At 73.4% G+C, this 16,241-nt stretch carries 17 protein-coding genes, 4 tRNA genes and 1 pseudogene; 11 read left to right on the forward strand and 11 right to left on the reverse strand.

Annotated features, from left to right (window positions below; translation table 11 throughout):
* Positions 1–3 precede the first annotated feature (3 nt).
* Entirely contained in the window at positions 4–555 is a 552-nt protein-coding gene (locus JKP76_RS16035) for an MOSC N-terminal beta barrel domain-containing protein (RefSeq protein WP_200491888.1), read from the reverse strand.
* A gap of 267 nt (positions 556–822) precedes the next feature.
* Between JKP76_RS16035 and JKP76_RS16040 the strand changes: the two genes are divergently transcribed.
* From JKP76_RS16040 to JKP76_RS16050, 3 genes are all read left to right on the forward strand, one after another.
* On the forward strand, positions 823–1,611 hold the full coding sequence (locus JKP76_RS16040; RefSeq protein ID WP_200491889.1) for a hypothetical protein: 789 nt from the start codon (positions 823–825) through the stop codon (positions 1,609–1,611).
* A gap of 13 nt (positions 1,612–1,624) precedes the next feature.
* Complete coding sequence (locus JKP76_RS16045; RefSeq protein ID WP_309229633.1) at positions 1,625–3,028, forward strand: multicopper oxidase family protein; 1,404 nt, start codon at positions 1,625–1,627, stop codon at positions 3,026–3,028.
* A gap of 89 nt (positions 3,029–3,117) precedes the next feature.
* Positions 3,118–3,675 (forward strand): dihydrofolate reductase family protein, encoded by a 558-nt coding sequence (locus tag JKP76_RS16050; protein ID WP_200491890.1) that lies wholly within the window; start codon positions 3,118–3,120, stop codon positions 3,673–3,675.
* Between the two features lie 69 nt (positions 3,676–3,744).
* Here JKP76_RS16050 and JKP76_RS16055 read toward each other — a convergent pair.
* Positions 3,745–3,816, reverse strand: a tRNA-Val gene (locus tag JKP76_RS16055).
* A gap of 41 nt (positions 3,817–3,857) precedes the next feature.
* On the reverse strand, positions 3,858–4,328 hold the full coding sequence (locus JKP76_RS21420; RefSeq protein ID WP_309229632.1) for a TIGR02611 family protein: 471 nt from the start codon (positions 4,326–4,328) through the stop codon (positions 3,858–3,860).
* 344 nt (positions 4,329–4,672) lie between these two features.
* Between JKP76_RS21420 and JKP76_RS16065 the strand changes: the two genes are divergently transcribed.
* The 4 genes from JKP76_RS16065 (at position 4,673) to JKP76_RS16080 (ending at position 5,481) form a co-directional block, all read left to right on the forward strand.
* On the forward strand, positions 4,673–5,062 hold the full coding sequence (locus JKP76_RS16065; protein WP_309233019.1) for an SsgA family sporulation/cell division regulator: 390 nt from the start codon (positions 4,673–4,675) through the stop codon (positions 5,060–5,062).
* Between the two features lie 105 nt (positions 5,063–5,167).
* Positions 5,168–5,239, forward strand: a tRNA-Gly gene (locus JKP76_RS16070).
* 41 nt (positions 5,240–5,280) lie between these two features.
* Positions 5,281–5,351: transfer RNA gene (locus JKP76_RS16075), tRNA-Cys, on the forward strand.
* 55 nt (positions 5,352–5,406) lie between these two features.
* Positions 5,407–5,481 (forward strand) — tRNA-Val (locus JKP76_RS16080).
* 62 nt (positions 5,482–5,543) lie between these two features.
* Here JKP76_RS16080 and JKP76_RS16085 read toward each other — a convergent pair.
* Together JKP76_RS16085 and coaE are read right to left on the reverse strand one after the other, a co-directional pair.
* Entirely contained in the window at positions 5,544–6,110 is a 567-nt protein-coding gene (locus JKP76_RS16085; protein ID WP_309229631.1) for a GNAT family N-acetyltransferase, read from the reverse strand.
* Positions 6,103–6,699 (reverse strand): dephospho-CoA kinase, encoded by a 597-nt coding sequence (coaE, locus tag JKP76_RS16090; RefSeq protein WP_200491893.1) that lies wholly within the window; start codon positions 6,697–6,699, stop codon positions 6,103–6,105. The genes JKP76_RS16085 and coaE overlap by 8 nt, the downstream gene beginning before the upstream one ends.
* Before the next feature lie 218 nt (positions 6,700–6,917).
* On the opposite strand from coaE, the gene JKP76_RS16095 reads away from it, so the two are divergent.
* The gene (locus JKP76_RS16095) at positions 6,918–7,121 is read left to right on the forward strand and encodes a hypothetical protein (protein ID WP_242471977.1); all 204 of its coding nucleotides are present in this window, start codon (positions 6,918–6,920) and stop codon (positions 7,119–7,121) included.
* 249 nt (positions 7,122–7,370) lie between these two features.
* Here the strand turns inward: JKP76_RS16095 and rpsA are convergent, their stop codons facing one another.
* Positions 7,371–8,840, reverse strand: coding sequence for a 30S ribosomal protein S1 (gene rpsA, locus JKP76_RS16100; RefSeq protein ID WP_200491895.1), 1,470 nt, complete (start codon positions 8,838–8,840; stop codon positions 7,371–7,373).
* A gap of 221 nt (positions 8,841–9,061) precedes the next feature.
* On the opposite strand from rpsA, the gene JKP76_RS16105 reads away from it, so the two are divergent.
* Together JKP76_RS16105 and JKP76_RS16110 are read left to right on the forward strand one after the other, a co-directional pair.
* Positions 9,062–9,916 (forward strand): class I SAM-dependent methyltransferase, encoded by an 855-nt coding sequence (locus JKP76_RS16105; RefSeq protein ID WP_200491896.1) that lies wholly within the window; start codon positions 9,062–9,064, stop codon positions 9,914–9,916.
* Positions 9,917–10,021: 105 nt separating this feature from the next.
* Positions 10,022–10,597: a histidine phosphatase family protein gene (locus tag JKP76_RS16110; protein WP_200491897.1), complete on the forward strand. Its 576-nt coding sequence runs from the start codon at positions 10,022–10,024 to the stop codon at positions 10,595–10,597.
* 45 nt (positions 10,598–10,642) lie between these two features.
* Here the strand turns inward: JKP76_RS16110 and JKP76_RS21425 are convergent, their stop codons facing one another.
* The gene (locus JKP76_RS21425; RefSeq protein ID WP_309233068.1) at positions 10,643–11,176 is read right to left on the reverse strand and encodes a DNA polymerase; all 534 of its coding nucleotides are present in this window, start codon (positions 11,174–11,176) and stop codon (positions 10,643–10,645) included.
* 58 nt (positions 11,177–11,234) lie between these two features.
* Positions 11,235–13,379, reverse strand: a pseudogene (polA, locus tag JKP76_RS16115) (DNA polymerase I); the annotation flags it as partial.
* A gap of 74 nt (positions 13,380–13,453) precedes the next feature.
* Here polA and JKP76_RS16120 point away from each other — a divergent pair.
* Positions 13,454–13,864, forward strand: coding sequence for a PaaI family thioesterase (locus tag JKP76_RS16120; protein ID WP_200491898.1), 411 nt, complete (start codon positions 13,454–13,456; stop codon positions 13,862–13,864).
* A gap of 21 nt (positions 13,865–13,885) precedes the next feature.
* Here JKP76_RS16120 and JKP76_RS21430 read toward each other — a convergent pair whose 3' ends face one another.
* From JKP76_RS21430 to JKP76_RS16135, 3 genes are all read right to left on the reverse strand, one after another.
* Entirely contained in the window at positions 13,886–14,491 is a 606-nt protein-coding gene (locus tag JKP76_RS21430) for a GNAT family N-acetyltransferase (protein ID WP_200491899.1), read from the reverse strand.
* A gap of 258 nt (positions 14,492–14,749) precedes the next feature.
* On the reverse strand, positions 14,750–15,466 hold the full coding sequence (locus JKP76_RS16130; protein ID WP_200491900.1) for an ABC transporter ATP-binding protein: 717 nt from the start codon (positions 15,464–15,466) through the stop codon (positions 14,750–14,752).
* Positions 15,466–16,167: an ABC transporter ATP-binding protein gene (locus JKP76_RS16135; RefSeq protein WP_309233069.1), complete on the reverse strand. Its 702-nt coding sequence runs from the start codon at positions 16,165–16,167 to the stop codon at positions 15,466–15,468. The genes JKP76_RS16130 and JKP76_RS16135 overlap by 1 nt, the downstream gene beginning before the upstream one ends.
* Positions 16,168–16,241 lie beyond the last annotated feature (74 nt).

The raw sequence follows: 16,241 nt of genomic DNA on the forward strand, positions 1-16,241 counted from the left end.
ACGCTAGAGCAGGACGGCGTCGCCGACGGACACCTCGCCGGGCCGGCGCACCTCGGCGTAGACGCCCAGGCAGTGCTTCGGTGTACGGGTCACGGCGAGCTCGGCGCTCCCGATCCGCAGCGTGCGGCCCACCCAGGTGCGCTCGTCCTCCCCGTCGGGCAGGTCGAGCACCAGGTTGGCGCGCGGGTCGTCCGCCGAGCAGCCCTCCGGGACGTCGCCGGTGACGGCGCGGTCGATCGCCTGCCGGGAGACCAGGTGCACCGCGGCGGCGTCGGCGGCCGATCCCTCCGCCGCCTGCAGCCGCACGCCCCGGCCCAGCGCCGCGGCGACGGCCCGCGCGTCGGCGTCCGGGTCGCCGCTGGGCGCGATGCCGGCGAGCGCGGGCGCGTGCTTGCCCCGCACCACCTCGCCCGTGCCCGCGTCGACCACCGCCCAGGCGCGGTCCCCCTCGGGCCCCGAGGCCGCCAGCCGCACCCGCTCGCGCGCGGTGCCGCCGAGGGACTTCACCGGGTAGATCCAGATGCCCGCCACGTGCCCGGCCGTCGTCGTCGTCACGGTCCGATCGTCCCCCCGGAGCCCACCGGCTTCCTCGTCGGGCACGTCCGGTGAGGGAGCGGGCACGAGGCGTGCCGCCTCGCGGGGGTGCGGATGGAGTGACTACACCGGTGGAACACGGAGCGCCCTCCGCGTGCCGCCTGCCCTCCACCCTTCCGCGGCAGAGCGGGCGGCACCGCGCCGTCCGCCCAGGTCGAAGGCGAGGACGAGATGACGGGACGGACCCGGCGGGTGCGGCGATGGGCCTCGGGGGGTGCTGCACTGCTGATGGCCACCGCCCTGGCCGCCTGCGGTTCCGACGACGACGGCGACGACGCGCAGGCCTCCTCGGAGACCAGCGCGTCGGAGACCAGCGAGTCGGCGGCCGCCGCCGACCCGGCCGCGTTCTGCGAGGCGTCGGTGGACCTCGAGGGCGCCTTCTCCCTCGGTCCCCCGATCGACGAGACCGCCCCGCCCGAGGAGCAGCAGGCCGCGCTGGAGGAGTTCGGCGCGACCGTCGAGCCGCTGCTGGCCGACGTCGAGGAGAACGCGCCGGAGGAGATTTCCGAGGACGTCGACACCGCCGCGGGGCTCGTGCGCGAGGCGCTCTCCGGTGGCGACCCGTCGGGCCTGGAGAGCCCCGAGTTCCAGCAGGCCGACGACGCCATCGACGAGTACATGCTCGCCGAGTGCGGCTTCGAGCAGGTGGAGGCGACCGGCGTGGACTTCGAGTACGAGGGGTTGCCGGACTCCGTGCCGGCCGGCGTCGTCGCGGTCACCCTGACCAACGAGGGCACCGAGCTGCACGAGATCGGCATCGCGCGCATCAACGACGACGTCACCGACCCCATCGAGGCGCTGCTCACCCTCCCCGAGGAGGAGGTCTTCTCCAAGCTGGAGCTCAAGGGCGTCACCGTCGTCGAGCCGGGGCAGTCGGAGACGACCTTCCTGCGCATGGACGCCGGCCGGTACGGCGCCGCCTGCTTCATCCCCGAGGGGACGATGAGCACGGAGATGCCGGGGATGGGTGCCCCGCACTTCACGATGGGCATGTTCGCCGAGTTCACCGCCGAGTGACCACGGACCGCTGGTGACGGCGACCCGACGCCGGTTCCTGGGGCTGAGCGCCGCCGCGGCCGGGCTGGCCCTGCTGCCCGGCTGCAGCGGCCGAGGCCCGTCGGCCGCGGCTCCCCCGGCCCCGGGGGCGCTGCGGCTGACGGCCGCGCCGATGCGGGTGGACCTCGCCGGGCACGAGATCCCGACGTGGGGGTACGGCACGCTGCCCGGTCCGGAGATCCGGCTCCGGGCCGGAGACGTGCTGCGGGTGGAGCTGGACAACGCGCTGCCCGAGGACACGACCATCCACTGGCACGGGCTGGCACCGCCCAACCGGATGGACGGCGTGCCGCGGGTGACCCAGGACCCGGTCGTGCCCGGCGGGCGGTTCACCTACGAGTTCACGACGCCGGTGCCCGGGTCGTTCATGTACCACGCGCACGTCGGCATGCAGCTGGACCGCGGGCTCTACGGCCCGCTGGTCGTGGAGCCCCGGTCGGAGGAGCTCTCCTACGACCGCGAGCACGTCCTGATGCTCGACGACTGGCGGGACGGCGTGGACGCCCACGGCGGGCACGGGCCGGCTCCCGGTCCGGACGCCGGGCCGGGCGCCGCGCCGGGTGCCGACGAGGACCCCGGCGACGCGGTCTCCTTCGGCGGGCGCTCGTACCCGCTGCTGCTGGTCAACGGCCGTCCTCCCGAGGACGCCCCGGTGCTCACGACCCGGCCGGGCGACCGGCTGCGCCTGCGGGTCATGAACATCGCGGCCGACACCGGCTTCCGGTTCGCCGTCGCCGGGCACCGGCTGACGGTCACCCACACCGACGGCATGCCGGTCGAGCCGGTCACCGTCGAGGCGCTGCGGCTGGGCATGGGCGAGCGGTACGACGTGCTCGTCGAGTGCGACCAGGCCGGGGGCGTGTGGCAGATCGGCGTCCAGGCCGAGGGGCGCACGGGCTGGGGGCGGGCCCTGCTCCGGTACGACGGAAGCGAGGCGTCGTCGCCGCCGGCCGTCGCCGAGCGGCCCGCCGAGCTGGACGGCCGGCTGGCGTCCTACGCCGACCTGCTGGCGCGCGAGCCGCTGCCGCTGCCCTCGGGTGAGCCCGACCGGCGCTTCGAGCTGGAGCTCTCGGGCACCCAGATCGGTGGCCAGAGCTACCCCGACGCCGATCCACTGCCGGTCGCCGAGGGCGAGTGGGTGCGGATCTCGATGCGCAACACCAGCGCGAAGTGGCACCCGATGCACCTGCACGGCCACCACTTCCAGGTCCTCACCCCCACGGGCCGCGGCCCGGTCAAGGACACCGTCACCGTCCCGGCGCGCGGGGGCGAGGTGACCTTCGACTTCCTGGCCACCAACCCCGGCGACTGGCTGTTCCACTGCCACAACCACCACCACATGGAGGACGGGATGGTGCGACTGGTCCGCTACGGCTGACCCGCCCCGCGCGACCGCTCAGTTCCCGGGCCGGCTCCGGTCGGAGCGGCAGGAGACCGGAGCCGCAGCGCTCGGACCGGGAGGAACGCATGGGCAGGCTCGTGTACGGGATGGTGACCTCGCTCGACGGCTACGCCGTGGCGGCGGACGGCGACCTCGGTCGCGGCGCCGAGGACGAGGAGGTGCACACCTACATCGGCGACCTCTTCCGCGACCTGGGCACGTACCTCTACGGCCGGCGCATGTACGAGACGATGGTCTTCTGGGAGACCGCGCACGCCGAGCCGGGCGCCCCGCCGCACATCGTGCAGTACGCGCGGGACTGGCAGGCGGCGCAGAAGGTCGTCTACTCCACGACGCTGGAGGACGTGTCGAGCGCGCGCACGCGGATCGAGCGCACCTTCGACCCCGAGGCGGTGCGCCGGCTCAAGGCGGCCTCCGACGCCGACCTCTCCGTCGACGGCCCGACCCTGGCCGCCCAGGCGATCGCGGCCGGCCTGGTGGACGACTACCACCTGTTCACCACGACCAGCGTGGTCGGCGCCGGCACCCGCTTCTTCCCCGACGGCGTCCGCCTGGACCTCGAGCTGGTCGGCGAGAAGGCGTTCGCCAGCGGGCTCGTGCACGCCCACTACCGGGCCCGCTGAGCGGCCACCCCGGGAACGACGAAGGGCCAGGTCCACCCGTTCCCGGGGTGACCTGGCCCTGCGTGCCGGTGGGCGATACTGGGTTCGAACCAGTGACCTCTTCGGTGTGAACGAAGCGCTCTACCACTGAGCCAATCGCCCGGCGCGGCCGCTCGCGACCGCGGTGCCATTCTGCCAGACGCTCAGCGCCAGAGCGGCACCCACCCCGGCATCCACCCGGGAACGCCCACGACGTGCAGCGTGACGACCAGGGCGCCGTACACGCAGGCGGCCGTGGCGAGCCCCAGCAGGCCGCGCACCCACACCGGCTGCGCCCCGACCCACGCGGTCCAGCGGGCCACCCGCTCGCGGGTGAACTCGAGCAGCCGCTCAGCCCAGGTGAACTCGGTGGCCAGCACGAAGAGGCCTGCGATGACGGTCAGCCAGCCCGGCCCGGGCAGCGGGATGGTGACCAGCCCGAACGCCACCACGACACCACCGACGACCCCGACCCCGACCCGGTAGGCGTGGTTGGTGCTGCGCCGCGCCGCGATCCGGCGGCGCCAGCGCGCGTCGGCGACCCGCTCGCGCAGGCTGTCCGTGTCGTCCGCGTCGTACCGGGCGCGCCGCTCGGTGCCGGTCTCCCGCTTCGGGTGCCGGTCCGGCGTGGCCACGGTCTCCTGTCCGCTCAGCGGGTCACCTTCCAGGTCAAGGCTGCGTCGTACCGGTATCGGTCCCCCGGACGACCTCCGCAGCCTACGTCGGGGGCCTTGCGGGCAGTGGCCCCCGCGCAACCTCTTCCGTCCCGACTGCACCAAACCCGTTTCCGAACCGTCCTCGGCGGACACACACCTTTGCATGACCGACAGGCGTGGCCGGTGTGGCGGGTGTGACTGGAGTGACGAGCTGCGTCACTCCCCGAGCGGGATGTCGTTGACCTGACATGGCCAGCCGCTGGAATCCCGGTCACACGTCCCCCGTCACGCTGCAGCTGATCGGTCCGCAATCGTGGACCGAGGTGCCGGCCCTCCTCTGCTACGACGCGGCGGACCCGTTCGCGGTCCGCATCGCCTTCGGCGACATCGGCGACGACAGCGGCACCGTCGACACCGACGAGGGCATCGCCTGGCTGGTCAGCCGCGAGCTGCTCCAGGTGGGCCTCGACCGCCCGTCGGGCGAGGGTGACGTCCGCGTCTGGCCCGCGCACGCGGCCAGCGACGTGCTCTTCCTGCACCTGCGCGCCCCCTCGGGCGAGGCGCTGTTCGAGCTGTCCCGCGCCGTCGTCGCAAGCTTCCTGCGGCAGACCGAGGCGTTGGTGCCGTCGGGTTCGGAGAGCGAGCTGCTGCGCCTCGACGACGAGCTGCACGTCCTGCTGTCCAACGGCGGAGCAGACCCGACGGGGCGTTGACCTGCGGGAACGCTCCTGCAGTGCCGGCGCGCGACGCAGCGGGGGACCCCCCCTCGTTGGACGCCGAAAGGCCGTCAGGTAACGTTCTCCTCGCAACAACGCAGTGCGGATGTGGCTCAGTGGTAGAGCATCACCTTGCCAAGGTGAGGGTCGCGGGTTCGAATCCCGTCATCCGCTCGGAACCTCGGGCGCTGATCGCGAGATCGGCGCCCGCGTGCGGTGGAGTGGCCGAGAGGCGAGGCAACGGCCTGCAAAGCCGTCTACACGGGTTCAAATCCCGTCTCCACCTCGTTCTCCTCCGCGGAGCACGAGCGCGGAGGAGGGACCGGTCGCGAGACCGGGCCGGGCGATTGGCGCAGCGGTAGCGCGCTTCCCTGACACGGAAGAGGTCACTGGTTCGATCCCAGTATCGCCCACCACGAGAACCCCAGGAGCCCACCGGGCGCCTGGGGTTCTTCCGTTCCGGGGCCCTCCGGCCACCTCAGCCGAGCGTCAGCTCCGCCCGGACGCGCTCACCCTGGACGGTCGTGCTGAACCCCAGTGCCCGCAGCAGCGCGACGGCGCCTGCGTTGCCGGTCGTCGTGTCGGCCCGCACCGTCGCCGCACCGGCCTCCCGGGCCCGTTCCAGGAGCAGCCGCACCGCCGTCGTGCCGACCCCCCGCCCCCGGGCGTCGCGCACGAGCCAGATCCCGGTCTCGAACCCGCCGGGCTCGCCGGTCCGGCGCAGCCGCACGGAGCCGAGGACGCGGCCGGTGTCCTGGTCCTCCCCCGGGGCGAACTCGACGACGGCCCAGGTGACCTCACCGGCGGGCCCGTCGAGCCCGGCCCGCCGGTCCCGGTGGAACGCCCGCAGCCACTCGACCCGCTCCGGGCTCCACCCAGGGCCGGGGGTGACCGGCGGGGTCACCTCGTCGGCCGAGGCACCCTCGAGAGCGGCCGCGACCAGCCGGGAGAGGACTCCCTCCGCCACCGGCCGCAGGTCGACCCCGACGAGGGCCTCGAGCCGGCCCCGTTCGCGCCGCCGCGCCCGCGACCCGGGATCAGCCACGGGCCGGCTCGACCCGCTCCCCCCAGAACCGGTCGACCTGCGCGGCCAGCTCCTCGCGCGTGCCGCTGTTGTCCAGCACCACGTCGGCGACCTCCCGGCGCTGCTCGTCGGTCGCCTGCGCGGCGATGCGCGCCCGCGCGTCCTCCTCGGTCATGCCGCGCTCCACGAGCCGCGCCAGCCGGGTCCCGAGGTCGGCCTCCACCACCAGGACCAGGTCGTAGCTGCTCGCCTGACCGGTCTCCACGAGCAGCGGGACGTCGTTGACCAGGACGGCGTCCGGCGCCGCGGCAGCGGTCAGCTCGAGCGCCCGGTCGCGGACCAGCGGGTGGACGATCGCGTCCAGCCGGGCGCGCGCCGCGGGGTCGGCGAACACGATGGCGGCCAGCGCCGGCCGGTCCAACGAGCCGTCGGCGGCGAGCACGCCGTCCCCGAACGCCTCGACGACCGCGGCCAACCCGGGCGTGCCCGGCTCGACGACCTCCCTGGCGATGCGGTCGGCATCGACGATCACCGCGCCCCGGGCGTCGAGCAGGGCCGAGACCGTGCTCTTCCCCGAGCCGATCCCACCGGTCAGTCCGATCCGCAGCATGTGCGCAGAGTAGCGACCGGCGCCGTCGGAGGTCACGGAGAGGTAACACGACCGCGCACCCACCGGCGCGTCGCACGAGTCCCACCAGTCACACGGCTAACTTCGGCCTCGGCGATCTTCCCCGCCGAAGAGAGGCAGGCCCCCCCATGTCCCGTCACCGGACCACCGCCGGCACCCCGTCCACCCGCGCAGCCTCCCGGGGCGCCGGACGGCACCGGATGGGCGCCACCAACGGCGTCAGCTGCGCGGACATCCCCGCCGTCCGCGAGCGCATGGCGTTCCAGCGCCCCCAGCCCGGGCCGCGCAACGCCTTCCTGCGCTGGCTGGTGCAGACCCCGCCCGCCGGCCGGCACACCTGGACCTTCCTCGCCGGCAACGGCGGCCGCCCGCGCACCGCGTTCGCCATCATCCTCAGCCTCTGACGGCCGGGCGCGCACGCGCCCCGCAGCCGAGCAGCGCCCGCCGCCCCAGGGGGATCTGGGACGGCGCCGGCATCCGACAGGCCCCGTGGACGACCGTCCACGGGGCCTGTCGTCGTCGCCGGAGCCTGTCGTCTTCGGAGTCCGGTCCTCGGGGTCGTGACCTCCCCCGGAGAACGCCGGAGGCCCAGGACCGCGTGGGTCCTGGGCCTCCGTCGTTCAGTGCCGGGCGCTCGGCGCCGGGCTAGCTGCTCACTCGCCGCCGGCGAGCTTGGCCCGCAGCGCGGCCAGGGCCTCGTCGCTGGCCAGCGTGCCGCCGGTGCTGGCCGGGGCGTCCGGACCAGCAGCGTCGTCGCTGGAGTAGCTGCCACCGGCCGCAGCCTCGGCGTCGGCCTCCTTGGCCGCCGCGATCTGCTTGCGGTGCGCCTCGAAGCGAGCCTGGGCCTCGGCGTACTGCCGCTCCCAGGTCTCGCGGGCCTCGTCGAAGCCCTCGAGCCACTCGCCCGTCTCGGGGTCGAAGCCCTCCGGGTAGATGTAGTTGCCCTGCTCGTCGTAGGACGCCGACATGCCGTAGGCGGCCGGGTCGAACTGCTCCTCGTCGCCGACGACGCCCTCGTTGGCCTGCTTCAGGGACAGCGAGATGCGGCGGCGGTCCAGGTCGATGTCGATGACCTTGACCAGGAGCTCGTCGCCGACCTGCACGACCTGCTCCGGGATCTCCACGTGGCGCTCGGCCAGCTCGGAGATGTGCACCAGGCCCTCGATGCCCTCGTCGACGCGCACGAACGCACCGAAGGGAACCAGCTTGGTGACCTTGCCCGGGACGACCTGACCGATCTGGTGCGTGCGGGCGAACTGACGCCACGGGTCCTCCTGCGTCGCCTTCAGCGACAGGGAGACCCGCTCGCGGTCCAAGTCGACGTCGAGGACCTCGACGGTGACCTCCTGGCCCACCTCGACGACCTCGGACGGGTGGTCGATGTGCTTCCACGACAGCTCGGAGACGTGCACCAGACCGTCGACGCCGCCGAGGTCCACGAACGCACCGAAGTTGACGATCGAGGAGACGACGCCCGTGCGGACCTGGCCCTTGGCGAGCTTGTTGAGGAACTCGCTGCGCACCTCGGACTGGGTCTGCTCCAGCCACTGGCGACGGGAGAGCACGACATTGTTGCGGTTCTTGTCGAGCTCGATGATCTTCGCCTCGAGCTCGCGGCCCACGTAGGGCTGGAGGTCGCGGACGCGGCGCATCTCGACCAGCGAGGCCGGGAGGAACCCGCGGAGACCGATGTCCAGGATGAGGCCGCCCTTGACGACCTCGATGACGGTGCCGGTGACGACCTCGTCGGCTTCCTTCTTGGCCTCGATCGTGCCCCAGGCGCGCTCGTACTGAGCGCGCTTCTTGGAGAGGATCAGCCGGCCTTCCTTGTCCTCCTTCTGGAGAACAAGGGCTTCCACCTCGTCGCCGACCTTGACGACCTCGTTCGGGTCGACGTCGTGCTTGATGGAGAGCTCGCGCGAGGGGATGACGCCCTCGGTCTTGTAGCCGATGTCCAGCAGCACCTCGTCCCGGTCGACCTTGACGATGACGCCCTCGACGATGTCGCCATCGTTGAAGTACTTGATCGTGGCGTCGATGGCGGCGAGGAAGTCCTCTTCGCTGCCGATGTCGTTGACGGCGACCTGGGGGGTGCTGGAAGGACGGACCTGAGTGGAGGTCATGTGGTTGGTTGCTCCGGACGGTTTATGCGTAGGGACAGGGAACCCCGTGGCCTCGGGACCACGAGGGTGGTTCAGCGGGGGAAGCCGGCTCTGGCGTTCCGTGTGGGGAAAACCACGACAGACCTCTGGCGCATTCCTCATGGTACGGACGTCGGGAGGCCCGGGTCCACCTGGGTGCGCGCCGTCCGGCCGCCCCGGCGGCGTGTCACCATCGGCGTGTCATGAGCACCCCTCCCCCGCCCGCCGGCGGTCTGCCCCTCGGCGGCGACGGCTACCCCGCCGCCGGCGGCGTGGCCCGGCGCCCCGCGGGCCAGGACGAGTCCGCCCGCGCCAACAGGCGCTGGTGGGACGCCGCCGCCCCCGCCTACCTGGCCGAGCACGGCTCCGACCTCGGCGACGCGGACTTCCTCTGGTGCCCCGAGGGGCTGCGCGAGGCCGACGCCCGCCTGCTGGGCGACGTCGCCGGCCGCCGGGTGGTCGAGATCGGCTGCGGCTCGGCGCCGTGCGCCCGTTGGCTGGCCCGTGAGGGCGCCGCCGTCGTCGCGCTGGACCTCTCCGCCGGCATGCTGGCCCGCGCCGCCGAGCTCAACCGGGCCACCGGCCTCGACGTCCCGCTGCTGCAGGCCGACGCCGGGGCGCTGCCGCTGGCGACCGGTTCGGCGGACCTGGCCTGCTCGGCGTTCGGCGGGCTGCCGTTCGTCGCGGACGCGCACGCGGTGCTGACCGAGGTCGCCCGGGTGCTGCGGCCCGGCGGGCGTTTCGTGGCGTCGGTGAACCACCCGATGCGCTGGCCGTTCCCCGACTCCCCCGACCCCGAGGACCTCCAGGTCACCTCGTCCTACTTCGACCGGCGGCCCTACGTGGAGACCGACGGCTCGGGCCGCACGGTCTACGTCGAGCACCACCGCACGGTCGGCGACTGGGTCCGGGCGGTGGTCGGCGCGGGCCTGGTCCTCGAGGACCTGGTCGAGCCGGAGTGGACGCCGAGCCGCACCCAGACCTGGGGCCAGTGGTCCCCCGAGCGCGGCGCCCTGGTGCCCGGCACGCTGATCCTGGTCTGCCGCACGCCCGCGTGACCCGGTGCGCCGGACGGTCCGTCCGCGACGCGCCGACGTGAGGACACCGACCGGGTCGCGGCCCGGACCTGCCCGCCGGCAGCCGGCGCGCGGTTGACTGCCGACGTGCAGATCTACGTGGTGACCCACGCCGAGGTCGCCGTCGACCCCGGCGTGCCGGTTCCCGAGTGGGGCCTGTCCGCCGACGGTCGCGCCCGCCTGACCCACCTGGTCGCGCAGCCGTGGGTGCCCACGCTGACCGCTGTCGTCAGCAGCGCGGAGCGGAAGGCGCTGGAGACGGCCGGGGCGCTCGCCGAGGCGACCGGCCTGGCGGTGGAGGTCGACCCGGAGCTGGGCGAGAACGACCGCTCGGCGACGGGCTACCTCCCGCCCGCCGAGTTCGAGGCGGTGGCGGACGCGTTCTTCGCGCGGCCCGAGGAGAGCGTGCGCGGGTGGGAGCGGGCGGTCGACGCCCAGCGGCGCTTCGTGCGCGCCGTCGAGCGGGCGGTCGCGGCCGCGGTGGGCGACGTCGCCGTCGTCGCCCACGGCGCGGTGGGTGCACTGCTGCTGTGCCACCTGCTCGGCGTCCCCGTCGACCGCCGGTACGACCAGCCGGGACAGGGCAGCTGGTACCGCTTCGACGCGGCGACCGGCCGCGTCGTCCACGGCTGGCAGCGCATCAGCCCCGCGCGGACCGGCTGAGGACAGGTCTCACGCTCGACCTCAGCTGCAGGGTTGCCCCGGGGGTCAGTGCGCGGCGTCGTTCCAGGTGCGACCGAACCCGACCGAGACCTCCAGCGGCACCGACAGCTCGGCGGCACCGGCCATCTCGCGGCGGACCAGCGTCTCCAGGGCGTCCTTCTCCCCCGGCGCCACCTCGAGCACGAGTTCGTCGTGCACCTGCAGCAGCATCCGCGACTCCAGCCCCTCGGCCGCGATCGCCTTCTCCACGTTGAGCATGGCGACCTTGATGACGTCGGCGGCCGAGCCCTGGATCGGGGCGTTGAGCGCCATGCGCTCGGCCATCTGCCGGCGCTGGCCGTTGTCGCTGGTGAGGTCGGGGAGGTAACGGCGGCGGCCCAGCGTCGTCTCGGTGTACCCGGTCTGCCGGGCGTCGTCGACGACCCCGTCGAGGTAGTCGCGGATGCCGCCGAACCGCTCGAAGTAGGCGTTCATCTGCTCGCGCGCCTCCTCGACGGAGATGCGCAGCTGCCCGGACAGCCCGTAGGCCGACAGCCCGTACGCGAGCCCGTAGCTCATCGCCTTGATCCGCCGGCGCATCCTCCGGGTCGACCTCGCTGATCGGGATGTCGAAGGCCCGCGAGGCGACGAAGGAGTGCAGGTCCTCCCCCGACGTGAAGGCCTCGATCAGGCCCTCGTCGCCGGAGAGGTGCGCCATGATGCGCATCTCGATCTGGCTGTAGTCCGCCGTCATCAGCGACTCGTAGCCCTGCCCGACGACGAACGCCTGCCGGATCCGGCGGCCCTCGGCGGTGCGGATCGGGATGTTCTGCAGGTTGGGGTCGGTCGAGGAGAGCCGGCCGGTGGCGGCGATCGTCTGCTGGAACGTGGTGTGGATCCGCGAGGCGTCGTCGACCATCGGGATGAGCCCGTCGATGACGGTGCGCAAACGGGTCACGTCGCGGTGCCGCAGCAGGTGCTCGAGGAACGGGTGCCCGGTCGAGGCCAGCAGCGAGGTGAGCGCGTCGGCGTCGGTCGTGTACCCGGTCTTGTTCTTCTTCGTCTTCGGCAGGCCGAGCTCGTCGAAGAGCACCGCCTGCAGCTGCTTCGGCGAGCCCAGGTTCACCTCGCGGCCGATCACGGCGTAGCACTCCGCTGCCGCCTGGGCGACGCCGTCGGCGAACTCCTGCTGCAGGTCGCGCAGGAAGTCCAGGTCGACGGCGATGCCGCGGTACTCCATGGCGGCCAGCACGCGGGTGAGCGGAAGCTCGATGCCGCCGAGCAGCGCGTCGCCGCCCTTCTCCCCCAGCACCGTCTCCAGCGCGTCGGAGAGGTCGTTGACCGCGACGGCCTTGAGCACGTCGGCGTGCGCGGCCTCGCGGGCGACGTCGTCCTCGGACGGGCCGAGCCCGTCGAGGGTCAGCTGGCCCTCGGGCTCGGCGGTGTCCTTGAGCTCGCGCCGGAGGTACCGGACGGCGAGGTCCGCGAGGTCGAACGACCGCTGGCCGGGCATCGCCAGGTAGGCGGCCAGCGCGGTGTCGCTGACCACGCCCTCGAGCTCCCACCCGCGCGACCAGATCGCCAGCAGCGGGCCCTTGACCTCGTGCACGACCTTCGGCCGGTCGGGGTCGGCGAGCCAGGCGGCGAGCGCCTGCTCGTCGGCGACCTCGAGGCCGGGGCCCAGGTCGACGAAGGTGGCGTGGTCGTCGCTGCCGGCCAGCCCGAGGCCGGCGAGCTCGCCGACGCCTCGGCCCCAGCTCCCGCGGAAGATCACCCCGGTGCGCCCCTGCGCGTAGGTGTCCAGCCACTCCGCCAGCTCGCCGCGCGAGAGCTCGTCGAGGACGACCTCGAAGCCGCCCTCGACCTCCGGCTCGGCGCTGGAGAGCGTGGCGAACAGCCGCTCGCGCAGCACGCGGAACTGCAGGTTGTCGAAGAGGGTGTGCACCTCGTTGCGGTCCCAGGCCTGGACGGCGAGGTCCTGCGGGCCCACCTCGAGGGGCACCGACCGGTCGAGCTCGGTGAGCCGGCGGTTCTGCATCACCGAGGAGAGGTGCTCGCGCAGCTTCTCGCCGACCTTGCCCTTGACGGTGTCCACCTGGTCGACCAGCGCGTCCAGCGAGCCGTACTCGCGCACCCACTTGGCCGCGGTCTTCTCCCCCACGCTCGGGATGCTGGGCAGGTTGTCGCTCGGGTCGCCGCGCAGCGCGGCGAAGTCCGGGTACTGCGTCGGGGTGAGGCCGTACTTCTCCTCGACCGCGTCGGGGGTGAACCGGGTCATGTCCGAGACGCCCTTGCGCGGGTAGAGCACGGTGACGTGCTCGTTGACCAGCTGCAGCGCGTCGCGGTCGCCGGTGGCGATGAGCACGTCCATCCCCTGCTCGACCGCCTGCACGGTGAGCGTGGCGATGACGTCGTCGGCCTCGTAGCCCTCGGCGGTGATGACCGGCACGCGCAGCGCGCCGAGCACCTCCTGCACGAGGCTGACCTGGCCGCGGAAGTCGGTCGGGCTCTCGGCCCGGTTGGCCTTGTACTCGGCGAAGATCTCGCTGCGGAAGGTCTTGCGGCCGACGTCGAACGCCACGGCCAGGTGCGAGGGCTGCTCGTCGCGCAGGATGTTGATCAGCATCGAGGTGAAGCCGTAGACCGCGTTGGTCGGCTGCCCGGTCGTGGTGGAGAAGTTCTCGACCGGGAGCGCGAAGAAGGCGCGGTAGGCCAGCGAGTGACCGTCGAGGAGCAGCAGCCGGGGGCGCGTGCCCGTGCTGGCAGGGGTGGCGGGCGCGGAGGTGGAGACCGGAGCGGACATCGGTTCCGATCCTAGGTGCGGGCACCGACACCCGGGGCCGGGCGACCCCGGGACGGGGTGGCTACGGTGCCGGGGTGAGCACTCCTCCCCCCGAATGGCTGCCCGGCCACGCGCTCAGCCCGCTGGACGACAAGCTGGGCATCGAGATCGTCGACTACACCCCCGACCGGCTGGTGGCGACCATGCCGGTGGCCGGCAACGAGCAGCCCTTCGGCCTGCTGCACGGCGGGGCCACCTGCGCGCTGGTCGAGACGATCGGCTCGGTGGCCGGTGCGATCGGCGCGGGCCCGGGCAAGCAGGTCGTCGGCGTGGAGCTGAACGCCAGCTACCTGCGCGCCGCGACCTCGGGCACGGTGACCGCGGTCTGCACCCCGGTGCGCCGCGGCCGCACGCTGTCGACGTTCCTCATCCAGGTCACCGACGACGAAGGCCGGCAGACGGCCACCGCACGGCTGACCACGATGACCCTGGCCGACCGCACCTGACGCCCGTCGCCTGCCGGCCGGTCAGCGGCCGGCAGGTGCCGAGGGCAGCGGCGGCACCCCGCGCCGCCGGGCCATGGCGGGCACCCGCCGCGGCAGCGGCAGGATCCCGAGCCGGCGGCGCTGCCAGGCGGCCAGCGACCGGCCGAGGGTGTGCACCGAGGCGATCCGGCGGGTGGTGAGCGGAGCGAAGCCCATGCGCGCGAAGAACCGCTGCCGGTCGGCCTCCTGGGCCACGGCGGCGACGACGTGCGCCGCACCGTTGGCCCGCGCGTAGCCGGCGGCGGCGGCGAGCAGGGCGGCACCGACGCCGGAGCGCCGGTGGTCGCGGTGCACGACGAAGGTGTCCACGGTGACCTGCGGGGTGCCCAGCACCAGCGACAGCGGGTCCAGGCCCAGCACCGCCAGGCCCACGGCGACCCCGGTCTCCGGGCAGCCGTCGGCCCCCGGCAGGACGGCCAGGACCACCTGGTGCCCGCCGTCCTCGAGCAGGCGGCGGAAGCCGGCGCCGGCGGCGTGCACCGGCGGGTGGCCGGTCAGCACCTCCTCGGCGTGCGCCTCGGACCGGTGCTGGCGGACCAGGTCCAGGACGACGGGCAGGTCCTCGGGACGTGCGACCCGCGTGACCACCCTGGATCGCGATGCGACTCCCGGCACAGCTGCCTCCCTGGACGAATTGAGCGCAGCGTGCCGCCCCGCCCACACGGGGTGACGGCGGCGCGCCGCCCCGTGTGACGGGCGGGACGCGCGGTGCGGAAAGCGACCGGGCGGTGAGCAACCAGGCGGCGCACCACAGACCCGCAGGTGCCACCGGCAGGCCGGCGCCGCCGAACGCAGCGGGGCCCGGACGTCCGAGGACGTCCGGGCCCCGCCGGCCGGGTCAGCCGGTCAGACGTCACCACCGAGGTAGGCCGCCCGCACGCTGTCGTCGGCCGCCAGCTCTCGCCCGGTGCCGGTGCGCACGATCTCACCGGTCTCCAGGATGTAGGCGCTGTCGGCGATCTTGAGCGCCTGCGCGGCGTTCTGCTCGACCAGCAGGATGGTGGTGCCCTGCTCGCGGATCTCCTTGATGATGCTGAAGATCTGCTGGATCAGCTTCGGCGCCAGCCCCATGGAGGGCTCGTCCAGCAGCAGCAGCGTCGGGTGCGACATGAGCGCCCGCCCGATCGCCAGCATCTGCTGCTCGCCGCCGGACATCGTGCCGGCCGCCTGGTCCCGCCGCTCCAGCAGCCGCGGGAACAGCCCGAAGACCCGCTCCAGGTCCGCCGACCGCGTCTTCGCCCGGTCCGCGCGCGCGTAGGCGCCCATGTCCAGGTTCTCCACGACGGACATCCCCGGGAAGATCCGCCGCCCCTCGGGCGACTGGCTGATGCCCAGCGGCACCCGCTCGTGCGAGGCCATGTGCGTGACGTCCCGACCCTGGAAGCGCACCGAGCCCGCACGCACCTTGCGCAGCCCGGACAGCGTCTTCAGCGTCGTCGTCTTGCCCGCGCCGTTGGCCCCGATGAGGGTGACCACCGACCCCTGCTCGACGGAGAACGTGATGTCCCGGATGGCCTCGATGCGCCCGTAGTTGACGCACAGCCCCTCGACCTCGAGCAGCATCAGAGGTTCGCCTCCTCGTCGTCGAGATCGTCGACCTCGGTGCCGAGGTAGGCGGCGATGACCGCGGGGTCGTTCCGGACCTCCGCCGGCGAGCCCTCGGCGATCTTGCGGCCGAACTCCAGCACGGCGACCCGGTCGCTCACGCCCATGACCAGGCTCATGTCGTGCTCGATGAGCAGCACGGTGAGGCCGCGGTCGCGGATCCGCCGGATGAGGTCCATGAGCTGGGCCTTCTCCGCCGGGTTGAACCCGGCGGCCGGCTCGTCCAGGCAGAGCAGCTTGGGCTTGGTCGCCATGGCCCGGGCGATCTCCAGCCGGCGCTGGTCGCCGTAGGAGAGGTTGCGGGCCAGCTCGTCGGCCTTCCGCTCGAGACCGAGGAAGCGCATGACGTCGCGGGCGGTCTGCTCGCCCTCGCGCTCCTCGCGGCGGTGCCGCGGCGAGCGGAACAGCGCGTCGACCACGTTCGTGCGGTGGTGGGCGTCGGCACCCACCAGCACGTTCTCCAGCGCCGTCATGTTGCCGAACAGCCGGATGTTCTGGAACGTGCGCGCGATGCCGAGGCGGGTGATCGCGAACCGCTTGCGCCGGCCCAGCGGCTGACCGGCGAAGCGGACCTCGCCGGAGGTGGGCTGGTAGACGCCGGTCATCACGTTGAAGCAGGTCGTCTTGCCGGCGCCGTTGGGCCCGATGAGCCCGAGGATCTCGCCCTCGCTGCACGTCGAAGCTCACGCGGTCCAGCGCCTTGAGCCCGCCGAACTGGATGCTGACGTCGTCG

It is taken from the genome of Blastococcus sp. TML/C7B (assembly GCF_016612845.1).
In the GTDB taxonomy this organism is placed as follows: domain Bacteria; phylum Actinomycetota; class Actinomycetes; order Mycobacteriales; family Geodermatophilaceae; genus Blastococcus.

Bases quoted from the DNA above. Each gene is read 5' to 3' on its own strand.
- JKP76_RS16040 (WP_200491889.1), top strand. From the start codon at position 823: ATGGCCACCGCCCTGGCCGCCTGCGGTTCCGACGACGACGGCGACGAC.
- JKP76_RS16050 (WP_200491890.1), top strand. From the start codon at position 3,118: ATGGGCAGGCTCGTGTACGGGATGGTGACCTCGCTCGACGGCTACGCC.
- coaE (WP_200491893.1), bottom strand. From the start codon at position 6,699: ATGCTGCGGATCGGACTGACCGGTGGGATCGGCTCGGGGAAGAGCACG.
- JKP76_RS16095 (WP_242471977.1), top strand. From the start codon at position 6,918: ATGGGCGCCACCAACGGCGTCAGCTGCGCGGACATCCCCGCCGTCCGC.
- rpsA (WP_200491895.1), bottom strand. From the start codon at position 8,840: ATGACCTCCACTCAGGTCCGTCCTTCCAGCACCCCCCAGGTCGCCGTC.
- JKP76_RS16105 (WP_200491896.1), top strand. From the start codon at position 9,062: ATGAGCACCCCTCCCCCGCCCGCCGGCGGTCTGCCCCTCGGCGGCGAC.
- JKP76_RS21425 (WP_309233068.1), bottom strand. From the start codon at position 11,176: ATGCGCCGGCGGATCAAGGCGATGAGCTACGGGCTCGCGTACGGGCTG.
- JKP76_RS16130 (WP_200491900.1), bottom strand. From the start codon at position 15,466: ATGCTGCTCGAGGTCGAGGGGCTGTGCGTCAACTACGGGCGCATCGAG.